This window comes from Mycobacterium sp. JS623 (assembly GCF_000328565.1).
In the GTDB taxonomy this organism is placed as follows: Bacteria; Actinomycetota; Actinomycetes; order Mycobacteriales; family Mycobacteriaceae; genus Mycobacterium.
Map to the genome: position 1 here is coordinate 817,091 of NC_019966.1, position 22,810 is coordinate 839,900.

Below are 22,810 nucleotides of genomic sequence, written 5' to 3' on the forward strand. Positions count from 1 at the left end.
CGGCACGGCGCCGTGTCGGCGCAGAAATTCGGGGCGTCACCGGTTTGCCGAGGTCAGCGGAATGTCCGCGCTCCCAACGCATCGCGGCCAACTGGTGCCGCTGTGATACATGAGGCATATGGTGTCTGAGCGGGCGTCTCAGCCTTGATCGGCGATGAGTCTCTGGAGGACGTCCACGATCTGTTGTTGGCCTGCGGCCGCCGGTTCGACGCCACGCAACACCACCCGCAGACGCGCGGTCTTCACTCGTGTGGCTCCGCGTCGACGGATGCCGTTGCGGCACAACACTTCTTGTACTTGCGTCCAGACCCGCACCAGCACGGGTCGTTGCGGCCCGGTGGCCAAGGGATCAGAGAGGGGTGGTCGGCGGTCGCTGCCAGGTGGGCGGCATATTCGGACCGGGCGCCGGCTGAATCGGGCTGGTGCCCGTGTTCGGCGCACCAGGCGGTGAACGGCGCCACCCGCACGGGGCGATCACCATCGGCGGCAGGCCGGCTTCCGCGTACTCGACAAGTATGTGCTGCATCGTTCCGCAGTATTGCGGGTGCGGCAGCGGCCCGTCCGGGCCGGCCACCCGATCGCTTCCGGCAAAATCAGGCCACAACATCGTCGCCTGCTCGTAGTCCCCGGCCGGCAGCCACGCGAACGCCACCGCGCCAACCCCGCCGGTGGGTCGCGGCGTGAACTCTTCCTCTGGACCTGTCATCGGTTCGCATCCTCTCGCAAAGCTGCGACGCGCACCATCTGCGGTAATCGTTTATGCCGCGGGTCGGCCTCAGCGAAGATCGTTGTACGACATCGTCTTCCGACCGCGGGTTATCTACTCGAGTGAGCACGGTGAGTTTCGTCTCGGTGGGAGAGCAGTCTCCATTGGACCTGTATCGCCGCGAACAGGAACGCCGTGCTGATGCCGAACAGCAGCACGCCGTTCACCGCTTGAAGCGCACTCAACATCTGAAACCGGGCCGGCACCGCCAATCCCGGTACATCGAACGTCGTCATGGTGGCCAAGGCGTACACGGACGCATTAGTCACCGAGTCCAGCGCGCCAAGGCCCCAATACGCTAGTGCCCACAGGAAGCCCTCGACCCCGTGCAGGGCGGCGAGGATCAGCGCGACGGCCCCGATGTGGCCGATCATGGTCGGGACCGCCCGCAGCCGCTCGGCCGTGGGCTTGTCGGCACGAACCCGAATTCTGGCCTCCAGACCGAAGGCCATCACCACCACCGCGGTGGTATGGATCGCGATGGTCAGCACGATGAGCGCAAGGCCCACGCTCCAACTCGCAAGATCCACCCATCTTCCCTACCACCGGCCACGTTGGCAGACGGCCGATTCGCCAGCCTCGAGGCGACTACAGGCGTGTACTGAGGGGTATCCAGATGCTTCTGACGTGTGGGGAGTAAGCCGTGGGCGACTTCGGGATAGCGGGTCTATGGGTGCTGCTGGCCCTGTCCCTTGTCGCGGCGGTGGCGGTCGCGGCCGCCAGTGTTTGGCTGGCGCATCGCATGCTCCCAGACCCGGTGAGCGAGGGGCACAACGGAGCGTTGTCGCCGTTCCTGACCTGTGTCGGCCTGGTGTATGGCGCGCTGCTGGGATTCGTCATCGTGGTTGCGTGGGAGCAGTTCTCGTCTGCGGAGACCAATGTGTCCAACGAGGCGTCGACGTTGATCACGATGTACCGGCAGACCGTCGGCATGCCGGTGCCGGAGCAGACCCAGATGCGGGTATTGCTGCGCAAGTACTCGGACGCGGTCTCTGGGCCTGAATGGGCGAGCGCGATACGGGCCCGCACCGGAACCGAAGGCGCGCGAGACGCGCTCAACGAGATGTACCGACTGCTCGGCAGCGAGAAGTCCAGTGTCGCGTCGAGTCCGATCAGTCAGAAGTTTCTAGATCAGCTGGGAACGTTGGCGTCGCAGCGCAATCAGCGGATCCTGGACGCCAAACCGCGAATACCCGGCTTGCTGTGGACGGGGCTGCTGTTCGGCGGTGTCGTGCTGCTGGGGCTCGGCGGTTTCATGCGGCTGGGCAGCACGCGGGCGCATCTAGGGCTGCTGAGCGCGGTCGCCGTGCTGCTCGGCTTGCTGCTGTTCGTGGTGTTCTGGCTCGACCATCCATTCGGCAACCAGTTGGGTGTGACGTCCGAACCGTTCGAGCAGTCGCTGACTGTCTTCGACTCAATCGATCGCGGGACCTGACCCTAGGCCGAAGCCGGTTCCGAAGTTGACGATGGCTGCGTGACCGCCACCAACCGTCGACCGGACCGCTACTTCGTGGGGAGGTAGTGATATAGCTCGAACGACGCCTGCTCGACCCAGCCGCGCTGTAGCTTTCCGTCGTCTACGGTCCAGACGGCGGTGCCGGTGAGCGCGATGGGCTTGCCCTTGGGTTCGGTGCCGAGGATGCCGTAGTTGGTCCCGGTCAGGACCCATCGGGAGCTGACGCGGGTGCCGTCCTCGTCCTGAAAGGTCTCGATGGTGTCAACGTGTGGGTCGTCGACGTGGTCGAGGAACTGCTTGACCCAGGTCTGGATTTTCGATGCGTCATGTATCTGCATGGGCGACGCGAAGTGGCGGCAGGCAAATCACTCGCGAGACACCATGTGGGGCACCGTTATTACGTTGTCCTCCTTAATAGGTTGCGCACGTCGTCGTCAGGCCGGCTTTCCCGGGTGCTTACGACGGTCGCGCCACCTGGAGCGCGCTTGTCTCGCGGTCAGGCCATCTCGGGCACACGCAGATGTGCGACTGCCAACTCGAAGTCGCACTGGTCGAGCACCTCTGCGTTTGCTTCCTGGCTGCCGGTGGCTCTGATCCTGTCCAACTGGTCCTTGTTCCGCTCTAGCGCTTCGGCGTTGTCGAAGGTCGCCGCGGCCACGCCACGGCCGGACGCTCGGTCGACGAGCAGGCTGGCACTGCAGAAGCCCTCCAGCTCCTCGAGGGCGGGCAGGACAGTCGTCCTGTAGAAATCGATGCCCCGATCGATTTGATCCGGGTCGACCTTGACCCAGGTGGCTCGAACCCAGGCGCCCTCACCCGCGTGGTGCTCGCGGTGCATGGCAGCGATCTCCCATTCCTCGACCTGCCTGCTACCACCCAAGAGCTCGACCGCCCGGTCACGAATCGGCCGAACGGCCTCCTCGCTCGCGCGCATCGCCTCCTCGGACTCCCAGGAGCTGGTAACAATGCAGCGCCCGGACGTCCGGTCGACCAACAATGACAAGCCAACGCACCCGTCGATGCCCTCGAGCGCGGGCATCACGGTATCGCGCGTATGGGCGATACCGGCGTCTATGGATGAGGGCTGCCCCTGGATGGTGGTGCTTCGTGCGTACATGATCTGCCTCCGTTGTATGTGGGGCAGCGTCTCGACGGCGCCGCCGGACTACTTCATCGTCCTCCCGCGGGCAAGGCATGGCAATGGGATGCTGCTGTTAGATTCGCTGAAACTCACTGCGCGCCCGAACAATACGGGCTTCACAATCAAGCGCAACTAATGAGTTCTGCGGTAGCGGATAGTACGGCTGGGCAACCAGTCCTGAACCCGGCTCGCGGTGGGCTCAAGCAGCCGTGCACCACTGCAACGGACAAGTGCACGCTCACCAATGCGTGCCCCGTAAGCCATAACCGCACTCCGTTGACCGTCCGGATGTTCCCGTCTTACTCTCGATCTGGGCGTCTGGAGAGGACGACGATATGGCGACCACGAGGCCTGAATGGCCCGAAGAAACTGTCGCCGAGCGCGTGGCGGGAGGAATGCTGCCCCGCGTCCTGAACACCTTCGACATGGTCGCGATCTTCGTCTCCATCGTCCTGTTCATCACCAATGCGGCGGTCATCCAAAGCGCAGGGCCCGCGGCATTCGGTTGGTGGGTCATCGGTTTCCTGGCTTTCCTGATTCCCGGGGCGATCGTCACCGGTCAACTGGGCCGCATGTTCCCAGGCGAAGGTTCGATTTATCTGTGGACCCAAAAGGCTTTCGGACCGTTCTGGGGTTTCTTCGCGGGATTCTGCGCGTGGTGGCCTGGGGTGCTCGTGATGGTCGCGACCGGCACCGTCGTGCTCAGCTACCTGGGTTATGTCTTCCCGTCGACGATCGGTTCCGCCAGTGTGCAGGTGCAGGGAGTCATCATCATCGGCTTCATTGTGCTGTCGGCGGTGCTGGCCAACCAGCGGTTCCGACTGACCCAGAACATCGTGAACGTCGTGTTTGTGCTCTACGGGCTGGCGATCGGGCTCGTTTTTCTCGCCGGCGTACTGCACATGGTTGGCGGACTGGCGCCCGAGACGAACCCCACTGATTGGTCGGCGTGGGCGCCGTCGGCGGACGCTGGGATCAACCTGAGCAACTGGAGTTTCTTCGGCCTTGTGGTGCTCGCGCTCTTAGGCGTGGAAGTGCCCCTGAACATGGGCGTCGAGATCAAGGACGAGCGTTCCATCACGCGCTATCTCGTCTGGGGCTCGCTGGCCGTGATGGTGGCCTACCTGCTGGCAACCTGGGCGGTGATGGTGACGGTCCCAGCAACAGATGGTCAATCGGCGCAGGTGACCTCGCTTGCGGCGGCGGTCGGCACCGAGTTGGCCGGCTGGGTGGGCAAGCTGGTCGCGATCCTGCTCGCCGCCTTTTTTCTGTTCATCACTGTGGTCTACAACTTTTCGTTCGCGCGACTGGTTTTCGTCTCCGGACTCGACCAGAAGCTTCCGGCGGCGATGGCGAAGGTCAACAAGCATAAGGTGCCCAGCAACGCGGTGTGGGTGCAGACACTGATCGCGGCGTTGTTCGCGTTGGTGGCGTTCATCGTGTTCCCGTCGCTGGGCATCGGGGGAGGGCGGCCGATCGACAGCCAGACCAAGGTGTATGACGTGCTTCAGGCCGCGGTCACGGTGATCTGGTGCATCTCGATGGTGGTGCTGTTCGTCGACGTGGTAATCATCATCAGGCGTTTCCTGCCGCGGTATGAGGAGACCAGGCTGGCGCACCCGGCGGTGTTCTACACCTGCGCGGTCATCGGTGGGTTGTCGGCGTTGGTCGCGGTCATCGCCACGCTGAGCGGATCGTGGACACCGCTGATCTCCAACAATTCTGGGTCCCTATCGGTTGGCGGCGCGACGATCGCCTACGGCGCGTGGTTCTACCTCGTCGCCGGCATCGCCGCGTTGTCCTTGCTCGTCGCGGTGGGCATCTACTTCCTCGGCCATGCGACCTCGGCGCGGGCGGTACGTCGAGCGACCCCGACGCCCACCTGATCGTGGATTGACCTAGAAGCGTTGCGCGCGCGGCGAAGCGCGCGGCGCTGCACGGTTGGGCGGCTGGCGCCGTGCGTGCGGTGCAACGGCAGGTTGGCCGCCGTTACCAAGGATGAGGTAATCGCCCGTCGATGCCACGGTCAGCCAATTGCAGGCGCAGGGCCACCAGGTCGACGTCGCCTGCTGACATCCAATCCTGTTGACTGCGCGGATTTCTCAGTCAACCGCGTTAACGAGCTCCAACTCGTCGCTGCACATCCTTGTCAACGGCGGTGGCGATGTCATGGACGAGCCTGGAGTGCCACTGCTTGTGCGCCTCCAGGTTCGCCGTTAGCGCATGACAGTCCGGGCATTCTTGATGGGCCGAGGTCTCGTGCTGGGTCTGTTCCACGGTGTTGCACCTCCTCGAAGAAAGGGGCCGTGTCTACCGTGGCACGAACCAGACCCCTCGTCCACCATCCGGTTACCTTGCCGCATCCGCGGCGTGAGCTCCTGCCGCCCAGCTTTATGGTCGAGTAGACGGCGGCCGTCAAGCAGCCGTGCACTAATTTTCCTCGACGGAGACGATGAATCCCGCGCTGCCCAAGGCGGCTAATACCGCCTCCCGGTGTGCCGGACCCCGGGTCTCGACGGTAAGCATCACCTCAACTTCGTCCAGTGCCAGCTTGGGTGCTGTGCGGGAGTGCACCACGTCGAGCACGCTGGCCCCGCTTTCGCTGACCACGCCGAGCAGCCTGCTGAGCCCGCCGGGGCGGTCCGGGATGGTGACTTTCACCGCGAGGTAGCGTCCGGCTGCGCGCAGGCCGTGGGTGATCACGTGGATCAACACCAGCGGGTCGATATTGCCGCCCGACAGGACCGCGCAAACGGGGCCGTGCCGGCCGAGTTCGGGTGCCGACGTCATCAGCGCTGCCACGGCTGCCGCCCCGGCAGGTTCGACGATGAGTTTCGCACGCTCCATGCACAGCAATAGCGCGCGCGACAGCGCGTCCTCGCTCACCGTCCGAACCGAGTCGGCGAATGCACTTACATGGGCGAACGGGATCGCCCCGGGCAATGCCACGGCGATCCCGTCGGCCATCGTCGACATCGACTCCGCCCGCACAGGCTGTCCGGCGGCCAACGAACGTGGCCAGGCCGCCGCGTTCGCGGCCTGTACTCCGATGACCCGGACTTGTGGCGCCAGAAAGTGCACCGCCGCGGCAATTCCGGCGACCAGCCCGCCACCACCGGTCGGCACCACGATGGTTGCGACATCGGGAATCTGCTTCAGGATCTCCAGCCCGACGGTGGCCTGGCCGGCGACGATGTCGGCGTGATCGAACGGGTGGATCACCACCGCGCCGTGCTGCGCCGAATATTCACGGGCCGCGACCAGCGCGTCGTCGATCGTCTCGCCGATCAGATGAACTTGCGCGCCATAAGCCTTGGTTGCCAACAGCTTTGGGAGCGGGACGTTGACCGGCATGAACACCGTCGACGCGATCCCTAGCACAGTCGCGGCCCACGCAACTCCCTGCGCGTGATTGCCCGCGCTGGCCGCGACCACACCCCGAGCCCGGTCCTCGACGCTCAGATTGGCGATCCGGTTGTAGGCGCCGCGGGGCTTGAACGACCCAGTGCGTTGCAGGTTCTCGCACTTGAGCCAGACCTGTTCGCCCGTGCGATCCGATAGCACCCGCGACGCGATGACCGGGGTTAGTCGCATCACCGGCCTCAGCCGATCCGCCGCCGCGTTGATCTGATCGAGCGTGAGCAGCTCCACAGCTAGACCCTCCGCTCGCGAACCGTCGGCGCGAATCCTGTTGTGCCGGACCCGAGTTTGTTGACCCAGCCGGCGTTTTCGTGGCCGAGGGTGAAACGTAGCCGGAATCTGTCCTGAAAGCGTTTCCGTTCGTCGGCTGGCAGCAGCCAGCTCAACTCCGTGAAGTGCCCGTTCCAGACCCCGGACCGGCAGCGATTCAGGTCGATGACAATCCGCATAACGACCCCGATCGTCGGAGCCTGTCTGAACGGCGGCAGGCTCGTTCGTCACTGCGACTGCCGCGCAGCGTACTCCGGAGTCAGGCCGAAGAACTAGGTTCCGACAAAGGTTTCCGTGCGCAAACGGAAACTCGACTATGCCTTTGCTGTTCCCGAGTTGGCTCAGCGTGTTACCGCATGCGAGTTCGACCACACTTCGAGACTTCTCCGCGAGACGGATCACTCAGCACTCAACGTTTCGTTAACGCGCACTTACCCCCAACGCGCGGACGACGACGACGGAAGGTGCACGGTACCAGTAAACTCCTGCACATTCTCAAATACGCTGTGCGCCAACATTTTCTGTTCGTCACCAACGCTGGCCTGCCCGGGTGGCCGGGCTAGCCGTGGCTGCTGTTTCGTACGCGGCGCCCGATGGCGCCGCCTTACTGCATCGACCAGCCGCCGCATCCTCGACGCTGGCTCGCTTACCACCTCGATGCGAGTCGAGTCGTAACCCAACAGTTCCGATAAGACCCAGTCGGCGTCCTCGTTTTGTCTTGGTGCGCGTCGGTGCATCCGCTCTACGGGATCAGGATGGCGCGGCCGCGTACGTTGCCGGCGTCGAGGTCGTCGATGGCTGATTGGAAATCGTCGAGTCGGTATTTCGCGGTGTGCAGCGTGACGGCGCCGCGGGCGGCCAGCGCCATCAGATCGCACAGGTCGTTGTAGGAGCCGACAAGATTGCCGATGAAGTTGATCTCGGTGGAGATGATGTCGATCGTTGGGACGTTGATGTTTTCGCCGTAGCCCACGACGTGGTAGTCGCCGGCCCTGTGAAGCATCCGCACCCCTTCGCTGGTGGAGCCGCCCTCGCCGACGAAGTCGATGACAGCCTCCGCACCGTTACCACCGGTGAGCTCGAGAACTTGTTCAACCTGGGTGCCGTCGGCGACGACTCCATGGTGGGCACCGATGGACATCGCGAGCTTGACGGCCTCCGGGTTGCGGTCGACGACGATGAGCTCGGCGGGACTCAGCGCCTTCAATACCTGAATGCCGATGTGACCAAGTCCACCGGCCCCAATGATGACGCAGCGGTCGCGGGGCGTGAGACGCCGCGCGGCCTTGGCTGCTGCGTGGTAGGCGGTCAGACCGGCATCGGCGAGCGCGGCGACATCCGCTGGTTCCAGGGCTTCATCGATCTTCACCACGCTGCGGGCCGATGTCTTCAGGTACTCGGCATACCCGCCGTCGGTGTCGATGCCGGGAAACGAACTGGCCTCGCAATGCACGTCGTCGCCGGAGCGGCAGGCCCGGCACAGCCCGCAGGTGATCAGCGGGTGGACGATGACCTTGTCTCCCTCGCGGACGTTGGTCACCGCGGTCCCGATTGCATGAACCCAACCGGCATTCTCGTGCCCGATCGTGTACGGCAACGGCACCTGAGACTTCTCGGCCCACTGGCCCTCGAGGATGTGAAGATCGGTTCGGCATACACCGGCACCGCCGATCTTGACCACCACATCGAACGGCCCTGTCGGTGTCGGGATCGGTACCTCCGCCAGCTGCAGGTTCTGGTGGTAGCCGGTTACTTGCACGGCTCGCATGGTGCTCATCGGTATTCTTCCTTTCCGATCCGGGTTCAATGCGTCACGGTGAGTGCGGACAGCGGTATGAAAGCCGCCGTCTCGGCATGGTCAGCCTCGGGATAGCGGGTGCGCAGCAGCCCGCGGCAGAAGTGGGCGTTGCCGTCAATGGAGATCCGCGTGGACCGGGCGCGGCGCAGCGCTAGGGAAACATCGTCGGGGGCGTAGCCGTGGCCCTCATGGTCCACCATCACGAGTTCGGTTGGCGCAACGGATAATCCGAGCGCGGCCCGGCGACGCAGCAACGCCGCCGTGGTCTGGTTGTCCGGCAGCTCGCGCAGCCGCACCCGCCCCAGCGATGCCACATCGCGTTGGGGGTCGACCCGGAGCAACTCCGTTAGGCAGCGTTCCATCGCTGCGGCATGCGCCTTGCGCCGGAAGGTCACCCGCAGCTCGTCCAGACTGTGTTCGGCCTCCTGGCCAAAGGTTCCCCGATAACCGGCGTCAGCGGCCAAGCCGGCGTTGATGACGTCCGAATCGTGGTGGTCGTCGAGTTCAACCACCACGTGCTCTGTCCAATCCAGTTTCACCAGAACGTCTTTGGCATCAGACGCCATGAGGTATGCGAAGTTTGGCGCACAAAAGGATGTCGGCAACCGCAGGTGGACTTCGACGTCATCGCCGGTGATCACCAGCGAGCGGACGAACCCCAGTTCGGTGATCGGTTCGTCGAGCTCAGGATCGACCACGGTGCTCAGGGCCGCATAGGCCTGATCATGCCGATTCACGTCAGGCCCCGACCAGGTGGTCGGCAGACTCGGCGGTTTTGTCGGCGCCCCGCGGACCGACGGCTGGTTCTGCCGCCGCGGGCAGCTGCAGCTCCGGCGGCACCGGGATGTCGTACATCTTGGCCGCGTTCAGGCCCAGAATCTTCTTCTTCTGCTCGGTGGTGAGCGGTGGGTATTCGCCTAGCTGCTCGGGAATCTGGAAGTCGACGAACGCCTCAACCAGCCAGCGCGGCGTCCAGATTGCGTAGTCAGATGCGAATTGGATGCGGTCCTCGCCGATCCAGTAAAGAAGCTCGCCGATGATTTGCGCGAAGTATTTCGGCCGGGTGTGGATGAACGGCATCGCCACCGCAAGGCCGGCATGCACGTTGGGCTCTTGCGTGGCGATCCAGCAGAAGTCGTCAAGGCGGGGCAGGCCGCAATGCTCGACGATGAAGTTCAGGTCGGTGAAGTCCGTGGCGACATGATCGATGTCGGCTACATCGAAGGAATCCCGGTCGAGCGGCCTGATCGTCGGGCCTTTGTGCACATGGATGTTGCGGATACCGAGCTCTTGGCAGAGTTCGAAGTACCGGTATGCCCACGGGTCGTCGAGCTTCCAGCCGCGCGACTCCCCGTGCCATTCGGCCGTGTAGAGCTTCACGCCCCGCAGATTGAATCGCTCGGCGTCGGCGCGCAGCTGGTCCAGGCCTGCCTCGCCGTCGCGTGAGTCGAAATAGTGGTTGTAGGTCAGTTTGTCGGGATTGGCCGTTGCCAGGGTGAACGCCTCCTCGGTTTGGCCGAACCCGCGGTGGTAGAACTCGCCGAGCTTCACCGGCTGGAAGATCGCATAGTCGATGTAGCCGTCCCGGAACAGGTCGTTCATCAGCCGCTCAGCGCCGTAGTAGAGGTACTCCTCGTAGGACCACACCTCTGCTTCCGGCGACAGGTTGCGGTGGTAGTCGTAGAAGCAGTCGATGAACTGCTTGCCATGAACGTTGCGTTGGTTCTCCGGCCGGCCGTCCCACAGGGCGATATGGGCGTCGACGATGAAGTAGCTGACGTCGTCCTTGCGGTACATTTCAGGACTCTCCCTTCGTGTGACGGTCGTCACACCGTTGGGAAAAGCTTATGGCGGCTGGGGCTCACATTCGAGGGGTGTCCGCTCCGTTCTGCTGGGACCTCCCGTACGCGTGGCCGATTCGGCCGAGTCCGTGCACCTGCAGATCGAGGCGGTGAAGCTGGCTTTTGCCGACGCGCTGGCCCACGTGGCCGAGACCGACTCGATGCGGATGCGCGTGGACCAGCTTCTGGACAAGGACTGCCTGACGCAGCGCGCCAAGCTGATCGACGTCAAGCGTGCGCTGCCGGCGGCTGCGGGCACGCCCGCCGGCGGCACGGTCTACCTGACTGGCGCGGACGCGGACGGGAGGATGGTGTCGATGATTCAGTCGAACTACATGGGGTTCGGCTCGAGAGTCGTGGTGCCCGGCACGGGGATCTCGTTGCAGAATCGCGGAACAGGTTTCGTGTCGACGCCTGGGCATCCGAATCAGGTTGGGCCCCAAAAGCGCCCGTATCACACGATCATTCCCGGATTCATGTCGAAGGACGGCGCGCCGCTGATGAGCTTTCGGGGTGAGGGGCGGCACCATGCAACCGCATGGCCACGTCCAGGTGGTGGTGCGGATCGCCGACTACGACCAATTCGGTAGCTGCCAGGCGATCTGGCGGCTCGACGGCGGCTACGTCGCGGCGAGCGATCCGCGACGCGACGGGCAGGCGGTCGGGTTCTAGTAGCGGCCCGCTGCGTCAGAGCAGCTTGTGTTCGATCACCGTCAGGGTCGTGGCCAAGTCTCCGGCAGACCATGTCCGCCGTCAGCTACCACTACCGTCCCGGTGACGAACGAGGCCGACTCGTGGGCGAGAAAGAGCACGCACGCGGCGATCTCCTCCGGTGTGCCACTGCGCCCGACCGGTCCGGCCGCCGCGGCGGCGGCTTCGAACGGTAACTGTGAATCGGTGGAGATGTAGCCTGGCGCAACGACGTTCACGGTGACGCCGTCTCCGACGACCTCCAGGGCCAGCGCCCGCGACAAACCCACCAGGCCCGCTTTCGCGGCGGTGTAGGTCGACTGACCCGGCATCGCGTTGACTGTGCCGGTGGTCGACCCGATGGAGACGATTCGCCCGTATCCGGCCGCTGTCATCACCGGCACCACCGAGCGACACATGAGAAATGCCGTCGTGAGGTTGCGGGCCAGCGCCGCATCCCACGCGGCGAGCGACATCTCGGCGACATCGTCGTCGGCGTCCCAACCCGCAGTTACCGACGTCATGCCGGCGTTGTTCACTAGGACGTCGACCCGGCCCCACCGGTCCACCGCGGCACGCAGCAGACTGTCGGCCGCCCCATCGACGGTCAGGTCGGCGATCACCCCGACGGCCGCGTCGCCGAGTTCTGCGGCCCGCTGATGCACGCGCTCGGAGGTGGCGCCCAGCACCACCCGGGCGCCCTCGGCGACGAGCGCGCGTGCCACGGCCGCCCCGATGCCGCCCGGCGCTCCGGCGCCGGTCACGATCGCCACCCGGTCCCCAAAGCGCGCCACGGATGTAAATCTATCCCGGGTCGATTGGGGGGCGCCGTCTTGACCCACCCGCAGGGCGCGGCGTTTCCGTGCATTGACAGCCAACTCACAGCAGCAGACACGAAAGGTGCTGCAGCGCAATCACTTTCAACGTGGCCGTCGCCGATCACTCACAGATTGGCTACCGGCTAGCCGGAGGAACCAAATGGGTGTCTGCGGTGACGTAATCGGTCCGATGGAGCGCAAATCTGGAAGGGCAAGGCAGATAGGCCATCGAAAGGAAGTTCCATTATGCGAGTCGGATTGAAGTTCATCACACCGATGTTGGCGGCGGGCGCTGCCGCGGCCGCGATCGCTGCAGCACCGATTGCAGCGGCCGCTCCCGCTCCGGCCCAGCCGGCGACGATCGCCGCGGCCCCCAGCGTGGAGGCGGCCGGTTGGCACGGCGGCGGGCACGGCGGTGGTTGGCACGGTGGCGGTTGGCACGGCGGCGGTTGGCACGGCGACGGCTGGCGCGGTGGTTGGGGGCCTTGGTTCCATCCCTGGGGCTGGTGAGCGGCGGATAACGCGCTTGGTCGAGGTCGTGATGTCGCGGCCTCGACCACCCGCAACCGCGGCTCGGCCGGCAGTCGCCGCGATGGCGAACATCCATCAGACACGCGCGCGATGCTCTCCCGGCCGTAGTCCATCGCAATCAGCACGCAACAGAGAACGGGTTCGAGCCGCGCAGTGTGTTGGTCAGCGCCACCTAAACGTATCCGAAAAGCAGTGCTTTGGCCGCGGCTTCGGCCACCGCCTCGTCGGTGTCGGTCAGCTCGCGACCCAGCCCGGTGGCCAGTTCGCTTCCGTGCGGCGAGTTCTGGCAGTAGGGCACCCGGTAGTCACCGAACATCGCGATCGGACACTTGTTGGAGCTGAGACTCGGCGCCCCCGGGACCGCGCAAAGCCCAAATCGCTGCGTCGTGACGGGATCGAATACCGCGGGTTTTTAATAGAATTCATCCCGGTTCGTATCCTCAGACGCATCAAGGCATTTCGGATACACCGGAATTACAGATAATCCGTCAGGCACGGGACGCGCCGATGAAGCGCTAGCAGGTGCTTTCCAGGAGGAGGAGGTGCCATTCCGATGGATGAGTTCCCGCAGGACTACGAGATCTTCGATCTCGGCGATGTGACGCTGCAGCACGGCGCGACGCTGCGCGACGCGAAGCTCGCGTACAAGACATACGGCGAACTGAGCGCCGACAAGAGCAACGCGATCGTGTACCCGACATGGTATTCGGGGCGCCACTGGGACAACGAGTGGCTGATCGGAGAGGGCATGGCCCTGGACCCGGCCAAGTACTTCATCATCGTCCCGAACATGCTGGGCAACGGGCTCTCGAGCTCGCCGTCGAATACGCCGCCGCCTTACAACGCCGCGCGCTTCCCGCACGTCACGTTCTACGACCAGGTCGAGCAGCAGCACAAGCTCGTGACCTCGTTCGGGATCGAGACGCTCCCGCTCGTGACCGGCTGGTCGATGGGCGCCGGGCAGACCTACCAGTGGGCCGTCAGCTATCCGGACATGGTCCAGCGGGCGTGCCCGTTCTGCGGGTCGTCCAAGACGAGCGAGCACAACGTTGTGTTCCTCGAGGGCGTCAAGTCCGCGCTGACGGCGGACGCTGCGTTCAAGGAGGGCTGGTACACCGAGAAGCCGGTCAAAGGACTGCGCGCGGCCGCCCGCGTGTATGCGGGCTGGGGCTTCTCGCAGGCCTTTTACTGGCAGCAGGAGTACAAGACGATGGGCTACTCGTCGCTCGAGGACTTCCTGGTCGGCTTCTGGGAGGGCTTCTTCCTCGACCGCCGCGACCCGAATAACCTGCTGACGATGCTGTGGACCTGGCAGAACGGCAACGTCGGCGCGACGCCCGGCCGCGGGTTCGACGGCGATCAGGTCGCGGCGCTGAGGACCATCAAGGCCAAGATGATCGTGCTGCCAGCGCTCAAGGACCTCTACTTTCCGCCCGAGGACGAGGAGTTCGCGGTCAGCCACATCCCGAACGCCGAATTGCGTGTCATCCCGGGCGTCTACGGCCACTTCGCGGGCGGTGGCGCGAACCCCGAGGACATCAAATTCATCGACGACGTCCTCAAAGAGCTCCTCGCGAGCTGAGGGAGATCAGCCCTGTCCGTGCCGTTGCGCTCGGCGCTCGCCCCGGGAGAGCATGAGGAATGGCGGGCTACGTGAACGTCCGGGCCTACGCCGAGCTCAACGACTTCTTGGGACCCGAGTCGCGCGGTGTAACGGCGCGCCGTCCGTTTCGGCCGCATCAGACGGTCAAGGACGTTCTGGAGGCGTCGGGCATTCCGCATACCGAGGTCGACCTCATCCTGGTGAACGGGAATGTCGAGGACTTTGCTCATCGGCCGAGTTCCGGCGACCGCATCGCGGTGTACCCGATGTTCGAGACGCTCGACGTCGGGTCCACGGCCCGGCTGCGGCCGGTGCCGCTGCGTGATCCGCGCTTCGTCATCGATGTCAACCTCGGTCGGTTGGCGCGGCTGCTTCGCGTGCTCGGGTTCGACGTGTGGTGGTCCAGTGACGCCGACGACCAGACCCTGGCCGATGTGAGCCTGGGCCAGCAGCGGATCCTGCTGACCCGAGACCGGGGCCTATTGAAGCGTCGTGCTATCACGCATGGCCTGTTCGTCCGCTCCGATCAACCGAAGGAGCAGACGCTCGAGGTGATACGGCGACTCGACCTGGCGCAACGGCTGGCGCCGTTCACGCGGTGCGTGCGGTGCAACGGCAGGCTGGCCGCCGTTACCAAGGACGAGGTGATCGACCACCTCGAGCCGTTGACCCGCCTGTACTACGACGATTTCAGCCGATGCACGGATTGCAGGCGGATCTACTGGCGCGGGTCACATCGCGCGAGGCTGGTCAGCTTCGTGGAGGGACTCCGCAACCAGCTCTGAACGACGGCTCGCGCGCGGTCGCGTGCGACGCGACTGCGTGCGGCCATCCGGCATCCGCGTGTGCAGGGCAGCGCTACTCGGAATTTGCTATCGGTTACAACCGAATTCAGGTAGTCCGGTACTCACGACCGACAGGACGGCACCGCATAGCTTTGGCGAATCAGGAAGAACCGAGGCGGCGCCAACATGGTGAACCAGATCGTCGACCAGACCGTTTAACTAGCGACGCCGCGTAACTGAATCACCCTACGGAGACACAACAGGATAGTTCGGCAGCAAACCAACTGCCGCGCGCGCGAGGGGTTGCGCGGTCAACCACATGATCACCGATCGGGAGCCGACGGGTTCTGCGGCTTGAATGTTGCGCCCTTCGAAGACAACCGAATCCGCATCATGAGCAACGAATTCGCCAAACGGGCGGATTGGTGGATAGAACGCGACGGCCTCTTGAACCAACGACAACCGAACCAGCACAGCGATTTCCAACATTCAAAGAAAGGCACGAAAATGACGAAGATCTTCGTCCCCACCCTCACAGCAGGCGTATTGGCTTCCGCCGCGCTCGGACTGGCCGCAAGCGCTACCGCCGCTCCGTCTGGCCCATCGCCCGTCGATGCCACGGTCAGCCAACTGCAGGCGCAGGGCTACCAAGTCATCGTGAGCCGCGTCGACACCGCTGCCGTGGACTGCACGGTCAGCGCGGTTCGCCCTGGCCAGACGTTCTCGCGCACCGACTCCGGTGTACCTGGAGCCGGCGGCGACCTTACCACCACGGTGACCAACAAGACGGTTTACGTCGACGTCGCATGCTGAGACCCGATCCGAACACACACGTATAGGGCTTCGGCGCTAAGCGATCCGCCAATCCTGTTGGCTGGCTGGATGTCTCAGGCAACCGTGTAACCAGGCGGCGACGCCGGTCCGGTTACTGAGCTCCTACTCGTCGCCTCACGTCCCTATCAACGGCAGTGACGATGTCATGGACGAGCCGCGAGTGCCATTGCTTGTGCGCCTCCAGGTCCGCGGCCAGCGCATGACAGCCTCCTGAGCGGGCGAAGGTCCCGTGCTGGTTTGCTCCACGGTGCCGCACCTGCTCGAGGGAAAACGGAATGAATGCGGATTCGTAGCGAGGCGATCACGGGTTGGTACCAATGCCTTTCGTGGTCTAGCCCTGTGGACGCTGGAGCGCAAATTATTGCCAAACGTGCTAGGAGAGCACCGCGCTGCCTGCGCCCGCATGGTGGGGCCGAAAGGGTGACGATGCGCCCTCGGCGTGGCTCTTGAGAAGGGACATCACGTGAAGCCAGACTGGGTTCCGGCCCACAACTCCTCTGATCCGCAGGCCAGGCGCATAGTCGATACGGCCGAGGGCATTCTAGTTGGCCTTCGTCGATGTTCAACGGCTGCCGCGTTCGACGAGCTGCTCGGCGCCGCGCAGCGCCACGGCATCCCGGTGTTCACGGTTGCATGCGCGCTCGTCGAACTGGCCAACGGTGAAACAAGACCGCGGCCAGGCTCTCACACGGCTCAGTGCGCCGCGCGCCGCGAATGGGGTCACCTTTTCAGCCTCTCTCCCGTGCGCGCTCGCTGAACGCCACGTGATGGACTGAACCAGTGCGTTGGTCGCTTACCTGAACCACCGCGGTTGTTCGCCTTCGGCAGCGAGCGTGATCGTGTGCCGCCCCGGAGGCACGGGCACCGTGGAATCCGTCGGATTGTCGTCGAGCCGCACCGTGACCCCGGGCGGCAACGCCGCGAGCTTGATCTCCACGGCCGTGTCGGTCGCCACGGCGATCGTCGACCGGGGCAGGGCGGCCAAGCCCGCCCGCGCGAGGTCGACCGTAAGTCCAGCGACTCCAACAAGATTCAGCGTCAGGCTGGGCAGGGTGGCGGGAGCCCCGCCCAGCAGCCATGTGAGCTCTTTGAACAGCCCTGGCGACGGGTCCAGATCCAGGATGAGGCCCCCACGGCGCCGGATCGTCCGGTTCCGGTCCGGCCGCGCGTAGGACCGTGCATCGACCTCGGCGACGGCCCCGCGGGTTCCCGTGACATGTGCAGCGGCCCGTAGATCCGATATCCACCAGGCCCGGTGCGAGCCGATACCCAGATCCGCTCGAACCAGCTGCGGGTACCACGCGAACGTGATGTGGCCGGGATCGCCTTGGCGCAGACCGGTACCCATGTGCGACACGGGATCGTCGAACTTGTCCTTCAACGCGAACGACAAGTGGGTCTCGCTCGGGTAGACGGTGAACCGGTAGCGGTAGCCCAGCCGGTCGAGATCGAGCACCTGATGCAGCACACCCAAAAACGGTACGAGCGCATCCAACAGCCCGTGTGCGATCACGAACGGAAGCCACCGAGCATTGACGAGTAGCCGCAACGTGTCACCCTCGCGGGCACAATGTGAATCGGGGTCGGGGTCCGCCGGAATCTCGATGTCGGGCAGTAGCCGGACGCCACACACCGGCGGGCCGGCCAGCACGACCGCCTGCGAAAAGACCTCCGGATAGGCCAGGCCCAACTTGTACGTTCCGTAGCCACCCATCGAATATCCGGATATCACAGTGCGATTCGGGTCGGCGCCGATCTGCTCGGTCACCCGTGCCCAGACTTCCCAGACGTCGAGCTCACCCTCGTCGAAGTACCAGCACGCCGGCCCGCGGGCCAGCGGCGTCACCACCACCGAGTTGCGCCCATCGCACACCTGATGCAGCAGCCGCGGGTCGATCGCCGCAAACTGGTTCTGCCCCAACGCAAGTGAGTGCAGCAGCAGGGTCAGCGGCAGCTTGCGCCCGGGCGCGTATGTCGCCGGCAGGCACACCGAGTAGGGCTGTACCCGGCCGAGGAACTGCGGCTTGGTGCTCAGCACGTTCGTCTTGTCGACGCCCTGGCCCAACTCGACTGAGGACACATACCAACGCGTCGACGTGCCGGTGATGATCGGCTCAGCGGTGGTCTTGCGCTCGGCAAGCTCGTCCCACGGCACGGCCAGCGAGAACTGCGACACGTCACCGTCGGTGAGCGCGGCCGCCTGGGCCTTGTCCGCCCAGAAGTTCAGCCGCTCCGGCTCCTGCTCGTCGGTGCGGAAAGCCACGTTGTACACGTTGGGTTGCCCCGGCTTCGCGCCGTGGGTGGCCGGGACGTCGGCGAACCCGTCCCCGGCGGCGTTGGACAGCCCAGCGGCGAGCCGTACCGTCCAGGTACCGGTCGGTTCGAACAGAGAACGCGGAACCTGTGCCATAAAGGACCGCGCCGCCATGTCGACGGTGTGCTCGACGGGAGTCGTCGCCTGGGTCGCGAGGTCGATCAGCTTCGCGCCGGCCCCGGAGACGAGCAGCGCCCAGTCGATTCCTGCGGATCGGACTCCGGCCCCCGCTGGCCAATCAGCCGTGCCGGCTCGGCCGGGGCCGGTGTCGAACGTGAACAGTCCGATCGGGACCGAAGCGTCGATCATGGTGTTCCAGTCGATCCGCCACCAGGTGTGGGTCTCGGTGAGCCCGATGGCGACCCGGAAGATGTCGGCGCCGTTATGGGCCGCGGGTCCGTCCGGGTAGATGTACGTGCCGCGTGACAGCTCCAGCCCAGGGACCAGGGCGTCGACGGGGAAGCCCATTGCGCCGTGGTCGTCGTAGAGGAAGTCGGTCCAGAACACGGCGCCCCCGGCGAAGCGGCCGGTGCCGCATGTGCGCGGGAACTCCTCACCGAACGGCCATCCGGCAGGTGCGGGAAGCTTAGGTTCTGGCCGCAGCGCTGCCGGTGGCACGCCTTCGGGCATTCCATTGATGACCAGGAGTTCCGACGGTTGGGCCGGCGCTTCTGGCCTGACCGCTTTGAGCACCGCGTCGGCCACGCCGAACCCGACGCGGATCGGCAGGAGCGCCAGTTCGACCAATGACATGACTTCAAGGTAAGGCGCTGGCGGCTGGCCGGAAGTCGATTGCCGGTTTAGGGCGTTTCCCAGTGACCCGGTCTGTAGTGAATGGTTTGGCGCACTAAATTTGTTGGCTCCGAGGAGTTTTCAGGCTTGTGTCGTCTGCCCCGCTCTTCGCGGGCCGACGCCGCCGCTTGCGCACCATGAGCCGGCCGTGATTGCCGGCGTCGGAATCGTGCCGTCGTTAGGTTTGAGGAATGAACGCGGCGAACCGGGCAGATCTGGTGTGCGAAGGCGGTGGTGTTCGGGGTATCGGATTGGTCGGTGCGGTGCACGCGCTGGCTGCTGCGGGCTATGAGTTCCCGCGGGTCGCTGGATCCAGCGCCGGCTCCGTGGTCGCGTCCATGGTGGCGGCGCTTCAGGCGGCCGGGGAGCCGCTGTCGCGCCTCGACGAGCTTGCGCAGAACATTGACTACTCGAAGTTCGCCGACCCGACTCTGCTTGCTCGGATACCGATCGTTGGCCCGGCGCTGTCACTCATCACCAGGGATGGGATTTATCGGGGCGACTACTTGGAAAACCTGCTGACTGGGCTGCTCGGCGACCTCGGGGTGCGCACGTTTGGTGATTTGCGCACCGGCGAGCAGGCGCAGCAGTATGCGTGGTCGCTGGTGGTCACCGCGAGTGATCTGTCGCGACGCCGGTTGGTGCGCATCCCGTGGGACCTGCCGAACTACGGCGTGAACCCCGATGAGTTCTCGGTGGCGAAGGCCGTGCGGGCCTCCTCGGCGGTTCCCTTTGCGTTCCAACCGGTCCGGGTCAGCGGCGCGACGTGGGTAGACGGGGGTCTGCTGTCGAATTTTCCCGTTCAACTGTTCGACCGCGCAGACGGCCGGCCGCGGTGGCCGACATTCGGCATCCGGCTATCGGCACCGGCCGGTATGCCGCCGACTCACCAGATCCGCGGTCCGTTGTCATTGGCTTTCGGCGCGCTGGAAACACTGATCAGTGATCAGGACTCGGCCTATATCGACGATCCGTGTACGGTTCGGCGCACAATCTTCGTTCCCGCCGACTCGGTCCGCACGTTGGATTTCGACATCAGCGCCGAGGAGCGCGACGCACTGTACGACCGCGGGGTGCATGCTGCCCAACAGTTCCTGGAGTCGTGGGATTACCCCGAGTATCTACGGGTGTGCCGTGGTGAGCTGACGTCGACGCCCGAGGTGTGACGACGCGGCTGACGGGAAGTTGATAGCAAAATGCTCAGCGGCACGAGGTGACCTGTTACTCCGCGAGTGCAGGACGAGCGGCGGTCGGGGTCCTACGTCGGTCGATGAAGTCTTTTGCGCGGGATTGCTTTTAGGCGACCATGTAGGTGCCGCAGGCGTGCAGCCCGAGCGTTCATGGTGTGAGCGTGGCCCGAGCGGCCCATCGAAGGTCACGGCGTGGCTGGAGTGCCCCGCATAAATTCACGGTCCGCCAGCAGTCCGCGAGCAATTCCAGCATGGTCTGCTCACCGCACCGCACCGCACCGCACCGCCCGCGCCGCGGTGGCCGACAGGTCTTTGCAGTACTCCCAGCTGTAGATGTCGGCGTCGGCTTCGGCGCTGGTGTAGCGGCGGGTGAGCAGATGTTGCAGGGCCCAGCAGGCGCGGTCGGGCAGTTCGGCGATGTCGCCGTAGAAGCGCGGCCTGCGCTGAACGGGTGGGCGGGCGGTCTGGTCGACCTGGGGCAGTGAGGAGAAGTCGATGTCGGCTTCGGTGGTCACGTAGCGGCTCCGGCGAGGGTGGTGATGGGTTCGGTGAATGTCAAACGGGGGACGGCGATTTCGCGGTCGCGGCCGTCGAGGGAGCGGAAGCGGACGGTGGTGGATTCGGTGTCGTCGGGGTTGGGCTGTTTGAGGGCCCAGGACCAGAGCACGATGACGTGGCCGAGGTAGGCGGTGTCGAGCATGGCGACCGCGTCGGGCAGGCTCACGGGTCCGGTGGTGATGGCGTGGTTGAGCATGTCGGACATGGCCGGGGCGTCGACCTGGGTGGTCAGCGCGGCGAAGTTGGTGAGGTCGACTTCGGTGTCGCCGGGTTTGGCGGGCTTGGGGTTGGACAGGTCGCCGATGCGGAAGCCAAGGGCGCCAATGGAACTGATGGTGTGGCGGGCGAGCGGGACGTCGATGTCGAGGCGGGAGTCGGTGAAGCTCGACTTGAGCAGGGCGCGGGCGGCGCCGATGGCGTCGTTGAGTTGGCGGGCCACGCCGCGGCTCTGCTCCATGGTGCCGAACGCGGTGAAGCGTTTGACGCGCTGGGCGCAGCGCTGCTGGATGCGTTCGACTTCGTCGATCTGGTGGCCGACGAGTTCGAAGAAGCCGGCCATCACCTTGCGCAGGGCCGGGTCGAGGGCGGGTAGGGCTTCGGCGACGGCGGCGACGTCGGCCTCGAACTCGGCGCGTTGGTCGGGGTCGTTGATCATGCGTAGAAAGGCGCGATGCGAGTCGCGGCCCTTCGAGTCCCAGGCGGCCTGATAGTCCGAATACATTTGGCGCTGGCGGTCGCGGTATTCGGTGTTGGAGTCGATGGGTTCGTCGAGGGCGGCGGTGGCCTGTTCGATCATGATGCCGTATTGGCCGATGTCGGTGATGAGGCGTTCCATTTGTAGGGCGATGGCGCGGGCCTCGTCGTAGCAGTCGGTGACGTCGGGCTGAGGGCGTTGACCGGCGTCGAGTTGGTTGAGTTCCTCATGGAGAGTGGCGATTTCGGCTTCGATGTGCTTACGGATGCGGGCGGGGTCGTTATCGACTTTGACGGCGACCTGCTTGAGGCGCGCGGCGATGCCGGTGATGGAGCCGCCGGTGGCAATGGTGTCCTGGCGGCGCATGGTCCTTAAGAAGTCCAGCGCGCGGCGGGCGTCCTGGGTGAGGTAGCAGACGTTGGTGTCGTGGCGTTCGTCGACGATGCGGTGCAGCCAGCCCTGGGCGGCCCAGGACTTGATCAGCGCGAGCCCGGACTGAGGATCGTCAAGGCCGTCGAGGTCGCGTTCCAGCCGCACCACGAGCTCAGTCTCAGGCACGGCACCATCGCTAAGGTGCCGCTCCATCAAGGTCGCGTAGAGGCACAGGTTGGTGGCCGCGAGCAGGCGGATCGCGCGCGAGCCCTGCAGGTCACGGTTGAGGTCGAACAGGTCGGCTGCTCCCGCGTCGTCGTCGTGCACCTGCGTTCCTCAATCTGCAATTGGTCGGACGCCTCAACATAGGCGACACGAGCGACATCGCCCGCGCGGCGAGGGCTCGTGTCGGCGGCGATTTCCGTCACCTGAACTGTTTGCCGATGTCAGCGGAATGTCCGCGCCCCCAAGGCATTGCGCCGACTCCGGCGCAGGCATGGTGCGCTTGTGAAGCATGAGGCAGATGGTGTTCGGCCGCTGGCGCCGTCCGACCGAGGAAATGGGAAGTGGTGCGTCCGCAGCGCAGTCGCCCCCAAACCCCAGCATTACGTGACCGATGAGAATACGCTGGCGAAGGTGCAGCGAACGGCGCGGACGCGCTGGCGTCTGCGAATTCGTTCACTGCGCATGACCAGTTGACAACACTGCGTGACTAGGTCTTGGTGCGGTGGCTCTTCAGCCCTCGGTTCCGCCGCGGCGGTCGGGACAGCAAAACGGTCCGGCACTGTATGAGGCGGTGCGGGCGCACTGGCGTGACGTGGTTCGCCGCCTTCAACCACTTGACACGACTGCGCGGCTCGATCTCGGCGCCGACAAGACCGTGCGAGTCGATCTTGATGTCGACACGACGACGCGACCAGATCCGGATACGAAGCCG

The 22,810-nt window shown here is 64.9% G+C and carries 21 protein-coding genes and 2 pseudogenes; 9 read left to right on the top strand and 14 right to left on the bottom strand.

Annotated elements, in window-relative coordinates; all coding sequences use genetic code 11:
- Positions 1–242 precede the first annotated feature (242 nt).
- The 3 genes from MYCSM_RS38995 to MYCSM_RS03870 all read right to left on the bottom strand — a co-directional run bounded on the left by MYCSM_RS38995 (position 243) and on the right by MYCSM_RS03870 (position 1,296).
- The gene (locus MYCSM_RS38995) at positions 243–380 is read right to left on the bottom strand and encodes an SEC-C metal-binding domain-containing protein (RefSeq protein WP_232425774.1); all 138 of its coding nucleotides are present in this window, start codon (positions 378–380) and stop codon (positions 243–245) included.
- The gene (locus MYCSM_RS03865) at positions 350–706 is read right to left on the bottom strand and encodes a hypothetical protein (RefSeq protein ID WP_051073704.1); all 357 of its coding nucleotides are present in this window, start codon (positions 704–706) and stop codon (positions 350–352) included. The genes MYCSM_RS38995 and MYCSM_RS03865 overlap by 31 nt, the downstream gene beginning before the upstream one ends.
- A 110-nt stretch (positions 707–816) precedes the next feature.
- Entirely contained in the window at positions 817–1,296 is a 480-nt protein-coding gene (locus MYCSM_RS03870; protein ID WP_041311279.1) for a hypothetical protein, read from the bottom strand.
- Between the two features lie 113 nt (positions 1,297–1,409).
- Here MYCSM_RS03870 and MYCSM_RS03875 point away from each other — a divergent pair, with 113 nt between their 5' ends.
- A complete protein-coding gene (locus tag MYCSM_RS03875) occupies positions 1,410–2,201 on the top strand; it encodes a bestrophin-like domain (RefSeq protein WP_015304832.1) in 792 nt (263 codons plus the stop codon).
- A gap of 68 nt (positions 2,202–2,269) precedes the next feature.
- Here MYCSM_RS03875 and MYCSM_RS03880 read toward each other — a convergent pair whose 3' ends face one another.
- Positions 2,270–2,560 carry a nuclear transport factor 2 family protein gene (locus MYCSM_RS03880; RefSeq protein ID WP_015304833.1) on the bottom strand — a complete coding sequence of 97 codons (291 nt, stop codon included), beginning with the start codon at positions 2,558–2,560 and terminating at the stop codon, positions 2,270–2,272.
- Positions 2,561–2,718: 158 nt separating this feature from the next.
- Positions 2,719–3,339, bottom strand: a complete 621-nt coding sequence (locus tag MYCSM_RS03885; RefSeq protein WP_015304834.1) for an antibiotic biosynthesis monooxygenase family protein — start codon at positions 3,337–3,339, stop codon at positions 2,719–2,721.
- A gap of 359 nt (positions 3,340–3,698) precedes the next feature.
- Here MYCSM_RS03885 and MYCSM_RS03890 point away from each other — a divergent pair, with 359 nt between their 5' ends.
- Positions 3,699–5,249, top strand: coding sequence for an APC family permease (locus MYCSM_RS03890; protein ID WP_015304835.1), 1,551 nt, complete (start codon positions 3,699–3,701; stop codon positions 5,247–5,249).
- A 544-nt stretch (positions 5,250–5,793) separates the two neighbouring features.
- On the opposite strand, the gene ilvA is transcribed toward MYCSM_RS03890, so the two are convergent.
- From ilvA to MYCSM_RS03915, 4 genes are all read right to left on the bottom strand, one after another.
- Positions 5,794–6,957: a threonine ammonia-lyase gene (gene ilvA, locus MYCSM_RS03895; protein WP_232425775.1), complete on the bottom strand. Its 1,164-nt coding sequence runs from the start codon at positions 6,955–6,957 to the stop codon at positions 5,794–5,796.
- 838 nt (positions 6,958–7,795) lie between these two features.
- Positions 7,796–8,821, bottom strand: coding sequence for an NAD(P)-dependent alcohol dehydrogenase (locus MYCSM_RS03905; protein WP_041313152.1), 1,026 nt, complete (start codon positions 8,819–8,821; stop codon positions 7,796–7,798).
- Positions 8,822–8,856: 35 nt separating this feature from the next.
- On the bottom strand, positions 8,857–9,588 hold the full coding sequence (locus tag MYCSM_RS03910; RefSeq protein ID WP_015304839.1) for an iron-sulfur cluster assembly protein: 732 nt from the start codon (positions 9,586–9,588) through the stop codon (positions 8,857–8,859).
- A gap of 1 nt (position 9,589) precedes the next feature.
- The gene (locus MYCSM_RS03915) at positions 9,590–10,648 is read right to left on the bottom strand and encodes an amidohydrolase family protein (protein ID WP_015304840.1); all 1,059 of its coding nucleotides are present in this window, start codon (positions 10,646–10,648) and stop codon (positions 9,590–9,592) included.
- Between the two features lie 118 nt (positions 10,649–10,766).
- Here MYCSM_RS03915 and MYCSM_RS03920 point away from each other — a divergent pair.
- Positions 10,767–11,364, top strand: a pseudogene (locus MYCSM_RS03920) (gamma-glutamyltransferase); the annotation flags it as partial.
- A 41-nt stretch (positions 11,365–11,405) separates the two neighbouring features.
- On the opposite strand, the gene MYCSM_RS03925 reads toward MYCSM_RS03920, so the two are convergent.
- Positions 11,406–12,176: an SDR family NAD(P)-dependent oxidoreductase gene (locus tag MYCSM_RS03925; protein ID WP_015304841.1), complete on the bottom strand. Its 771-nt coding sequence runs from the start codon at positions 12,174–12,176 to the stop codon at positions 11,406–11,408.
- A 270-nt stretch (positions 12,177–12,446) separates the two neighbouring features.
- On the opposite strand from MYCSM_RS03925, the gene MYCSM_RS35160 reads away from it, so the two are divergent.
- Positions 12,447–12,710 carry a hypothetical protein gene (locus MYCSM_RS35160; RefSeq protein WP_015304842.1) on the top strand — a complete coding sequence of 88 codons (264 nt, stop codon included), beginning with the start codon at positions 12,447–12,449 and terminating at the stop codon, positions 12,708–12,710.
- A 193-nt stretch (positions 12,711–12,903) separates the two neighbouring features.
- On the opposite strand, the gene MYCSM_RS37715 is transcribed toward MYCSM_RS35160, so the two are convergent.
- Positions 12,904–13,047 carry a hypothetical protein gene (locus tag MYCSM_RS37715; protein WP_198344993.1) on the bottom strand — a complete coding sequence of 48 codons (144 nt, stop codon included), beginning with the start codon at positions 13,045–13,047 and terminating at the stop codon, positions 12,904–12,906.
- Between the two features lie 237 nt (positions 13,048–13,284).
- On the opposite strand from MYCSM_RS37715, the gene MYCSM_RS03935 reads away from it, so the two are divergent.
- From MYCSM_RS03935 to MYCSM_RS35715, 4 genes are all read left to right on the top strand, one after another.
- Complete coding sequence (locus tag MYCSM_RS03935) at positions 13,285–14,313, top strand: alpha/beta fold hydrolase (protein WP_015304843.1); 1,029 nt, start codon at positions 13,285–13,287, stop codon at positions 14,311–14,313.
- 59 nt (positions 14,314–14,372) lie between these two features.
- A complete protein-coding gene (locus MYCSM_RS03940) occupies positions 14,373–15,119 on the top strand; it encodes a Mut7-C RNAse domain-containing protein (RefSeq protein ID WP_015304844.1) in 747 nt (248 codons plus the stop codon).
- 507 nt (positions 15,120–15,626) lie between these two features.
- Positions 15,627–15,932, top strand: coding sequence for a hypothetical protein (locus MYCSM_RS03950; protein WP_015304846.1), 306 nt, complete (start codon positions 15,627–15,629; stop codon positions 15,930–15,932).
- A 484-nt stretch (positions 15,933–16,416) separates the two neighbouring features.
- Positions 16,417–16,710: an ANTAR domain-containing protein gene (locus tag MYCSM_RS35715; RefSeq protein WP_083906237.1), complete on the top strand. Its 294-nt coding sequence runs from the start codon at positions 16,417–16,419 to the stop codon at positions 16,708–16,710.
- 36 nt (positions 16,711–16,746) lie between these two features.
- Here the strand turns inward: MYCSM_RS35715 and MYCSM_RS03955 are convergent, their stop codons facing one another.
- Positions 16,747–19,020, bottom strand: coding sequence for a prolyl oligopeptidase family serine peptidase (locus MYCSM_RS03955; RefSeq protein WP_015304848.1), 2,274 nt, complete (start codon positions 19,018–19,020; stop codon positions 16,747–16,749).
- Between the two features lie 230 nt (positions 19,021–19,250).
- Here MYCSM_RS03955 and MYCSM_RS03960 point away from each other — a divergent pair, with 230 nt between their 5' ends.
- Entirely contained in the window at positions 19,251–20,225 is a 975-nt protein-coding gene (locus MYCSM_RS03960; RefSeq protein WP_015304849.1) for a patatin-like phospholipase family protein, read from the top strand.
- 326 nt (positions 20,226–20,551) lie between these two features.
- On the opposite strand, the pseudogene MYCSM_RS03965 reads toward MYCSM_RS03960, so the two are convergent.
- Positions 20,552–20,764, bottom strand: a pseudogene (locus MYCSM_RS03965) (DUF4194 domain-containing protein); the annotation flags it as partial.
- On the bottom strand, positions 20,761–22,200 hold the full coding sequence (locus MYCSM_RS03970) for a DUF3375 domain-containing protein (RefSeq protein ID WP_015304851.1): 1,440 nt from the start codon (positions 22,198–22,200) through the stop codon (positions 20,761–20,763). The pseudogene MYCSM_RS03965 and the gene MYCSM_RS03970, both read right to left, overlap by 4 nt.
- Positions 22,201–22,810: the final 610 nt, after the last annotated feature.

Coding starts and splice junctions, on each gene's coding strand:
- MYCSM_RS03865 (WP_051073704.1), bottom strand. CDS start 706: ATGACAGGTCCAGAGGAAGAGTTCACGCCGCGACCCACCGGCGGGGTT.
- MYCSM_RS03880 (WP_015304833.1), bottom strand. CDS start 2,560: ATGCAGATACATGACGCATCGAAAATCCAGACCTGGGTCAAGCAGTTC.
- MYCSM_RS03885 (WP_015304834.1), bottom strand. CDS start 3,339: ATGTACGCACGAAGCACCACCATCCAGGGGCAGCCCTCATCCATAGAC.
- MYCSM_RS03890 (WP_015304835.1), top strand. CDS start 3,699: ATGGCGACCACGAGGCCTGAATGGCCCGAAGAAACTGTCGCCGAGCGC.
- ilvA (WP_232425775.1), bottom strand. CDS start 6,957: ATGCGACTAACCCCGGTCATCGCGTCGCGGGTGCTATCGGATCGCACG.
- MYCSM_RS03905 (WP_041313152.1), bottom strand. CDS start 8,821: ATGCGAGCCGTGCAAGTAACCGGCTACCACCAGAACCTGCAGCTGGCG.
- MYCSM_RS03915 (WP_015304840.1), bottom strand. CDS start 10,648: ATGTACCGCAAGGACGACGTCAGCTACTTCATCGTCGACGCCCATATC.
- MYCSM_RS35160 (WP_015304842.1), top strand. CDS start 12,447: ATGCGAGTCGGATTGAAGTTCATCACACCGATGTTGGCGGCGGGCGCT.
- MYCSM_RS37715 (WP_198344993.1), bottom strand. CDS start 13,047: ATGTTCGGTGACTACCGGGTGCCCTACTGCCAGAACTCGCCGCACGGA.
- MYCSM_RS03935 (WP_015304843.1), top strand. CDS start 13,285: ATGGATGAGTTCCCGCAGGACTACGAGATCTTCGATCTCGGCGATGTG.
- MYCSM_RS03940 (WP_015304844.1), top strand. CDS start 14,373: ATGGCGGGCTACGTGAACGTCCGGGCCTACGCCGAGCTCAACGACTTC.
- MYCSM_RS03950 (WP_015304846.1), top strand. CDS start 15,627: ATGACGAAGATCTTCGTCCCCACCCTCACAGCAGGCGTATTGGCTTCC.
- MYCSM_RS03955 (WP_015304848.1), bottom strand. CDS start 19,020: ATGTCATTGGTCGAACTGGCGCTCCTGCCGATCCGCGTCGGGTTCGGC.
- MYCSM_RS03960 (WP_015304849.1), top strand. CDS start 19,251: ATGAACGCGGCGAACCGGGCAGATCTGGTGTGCGAAGGCGGTGGTGTT.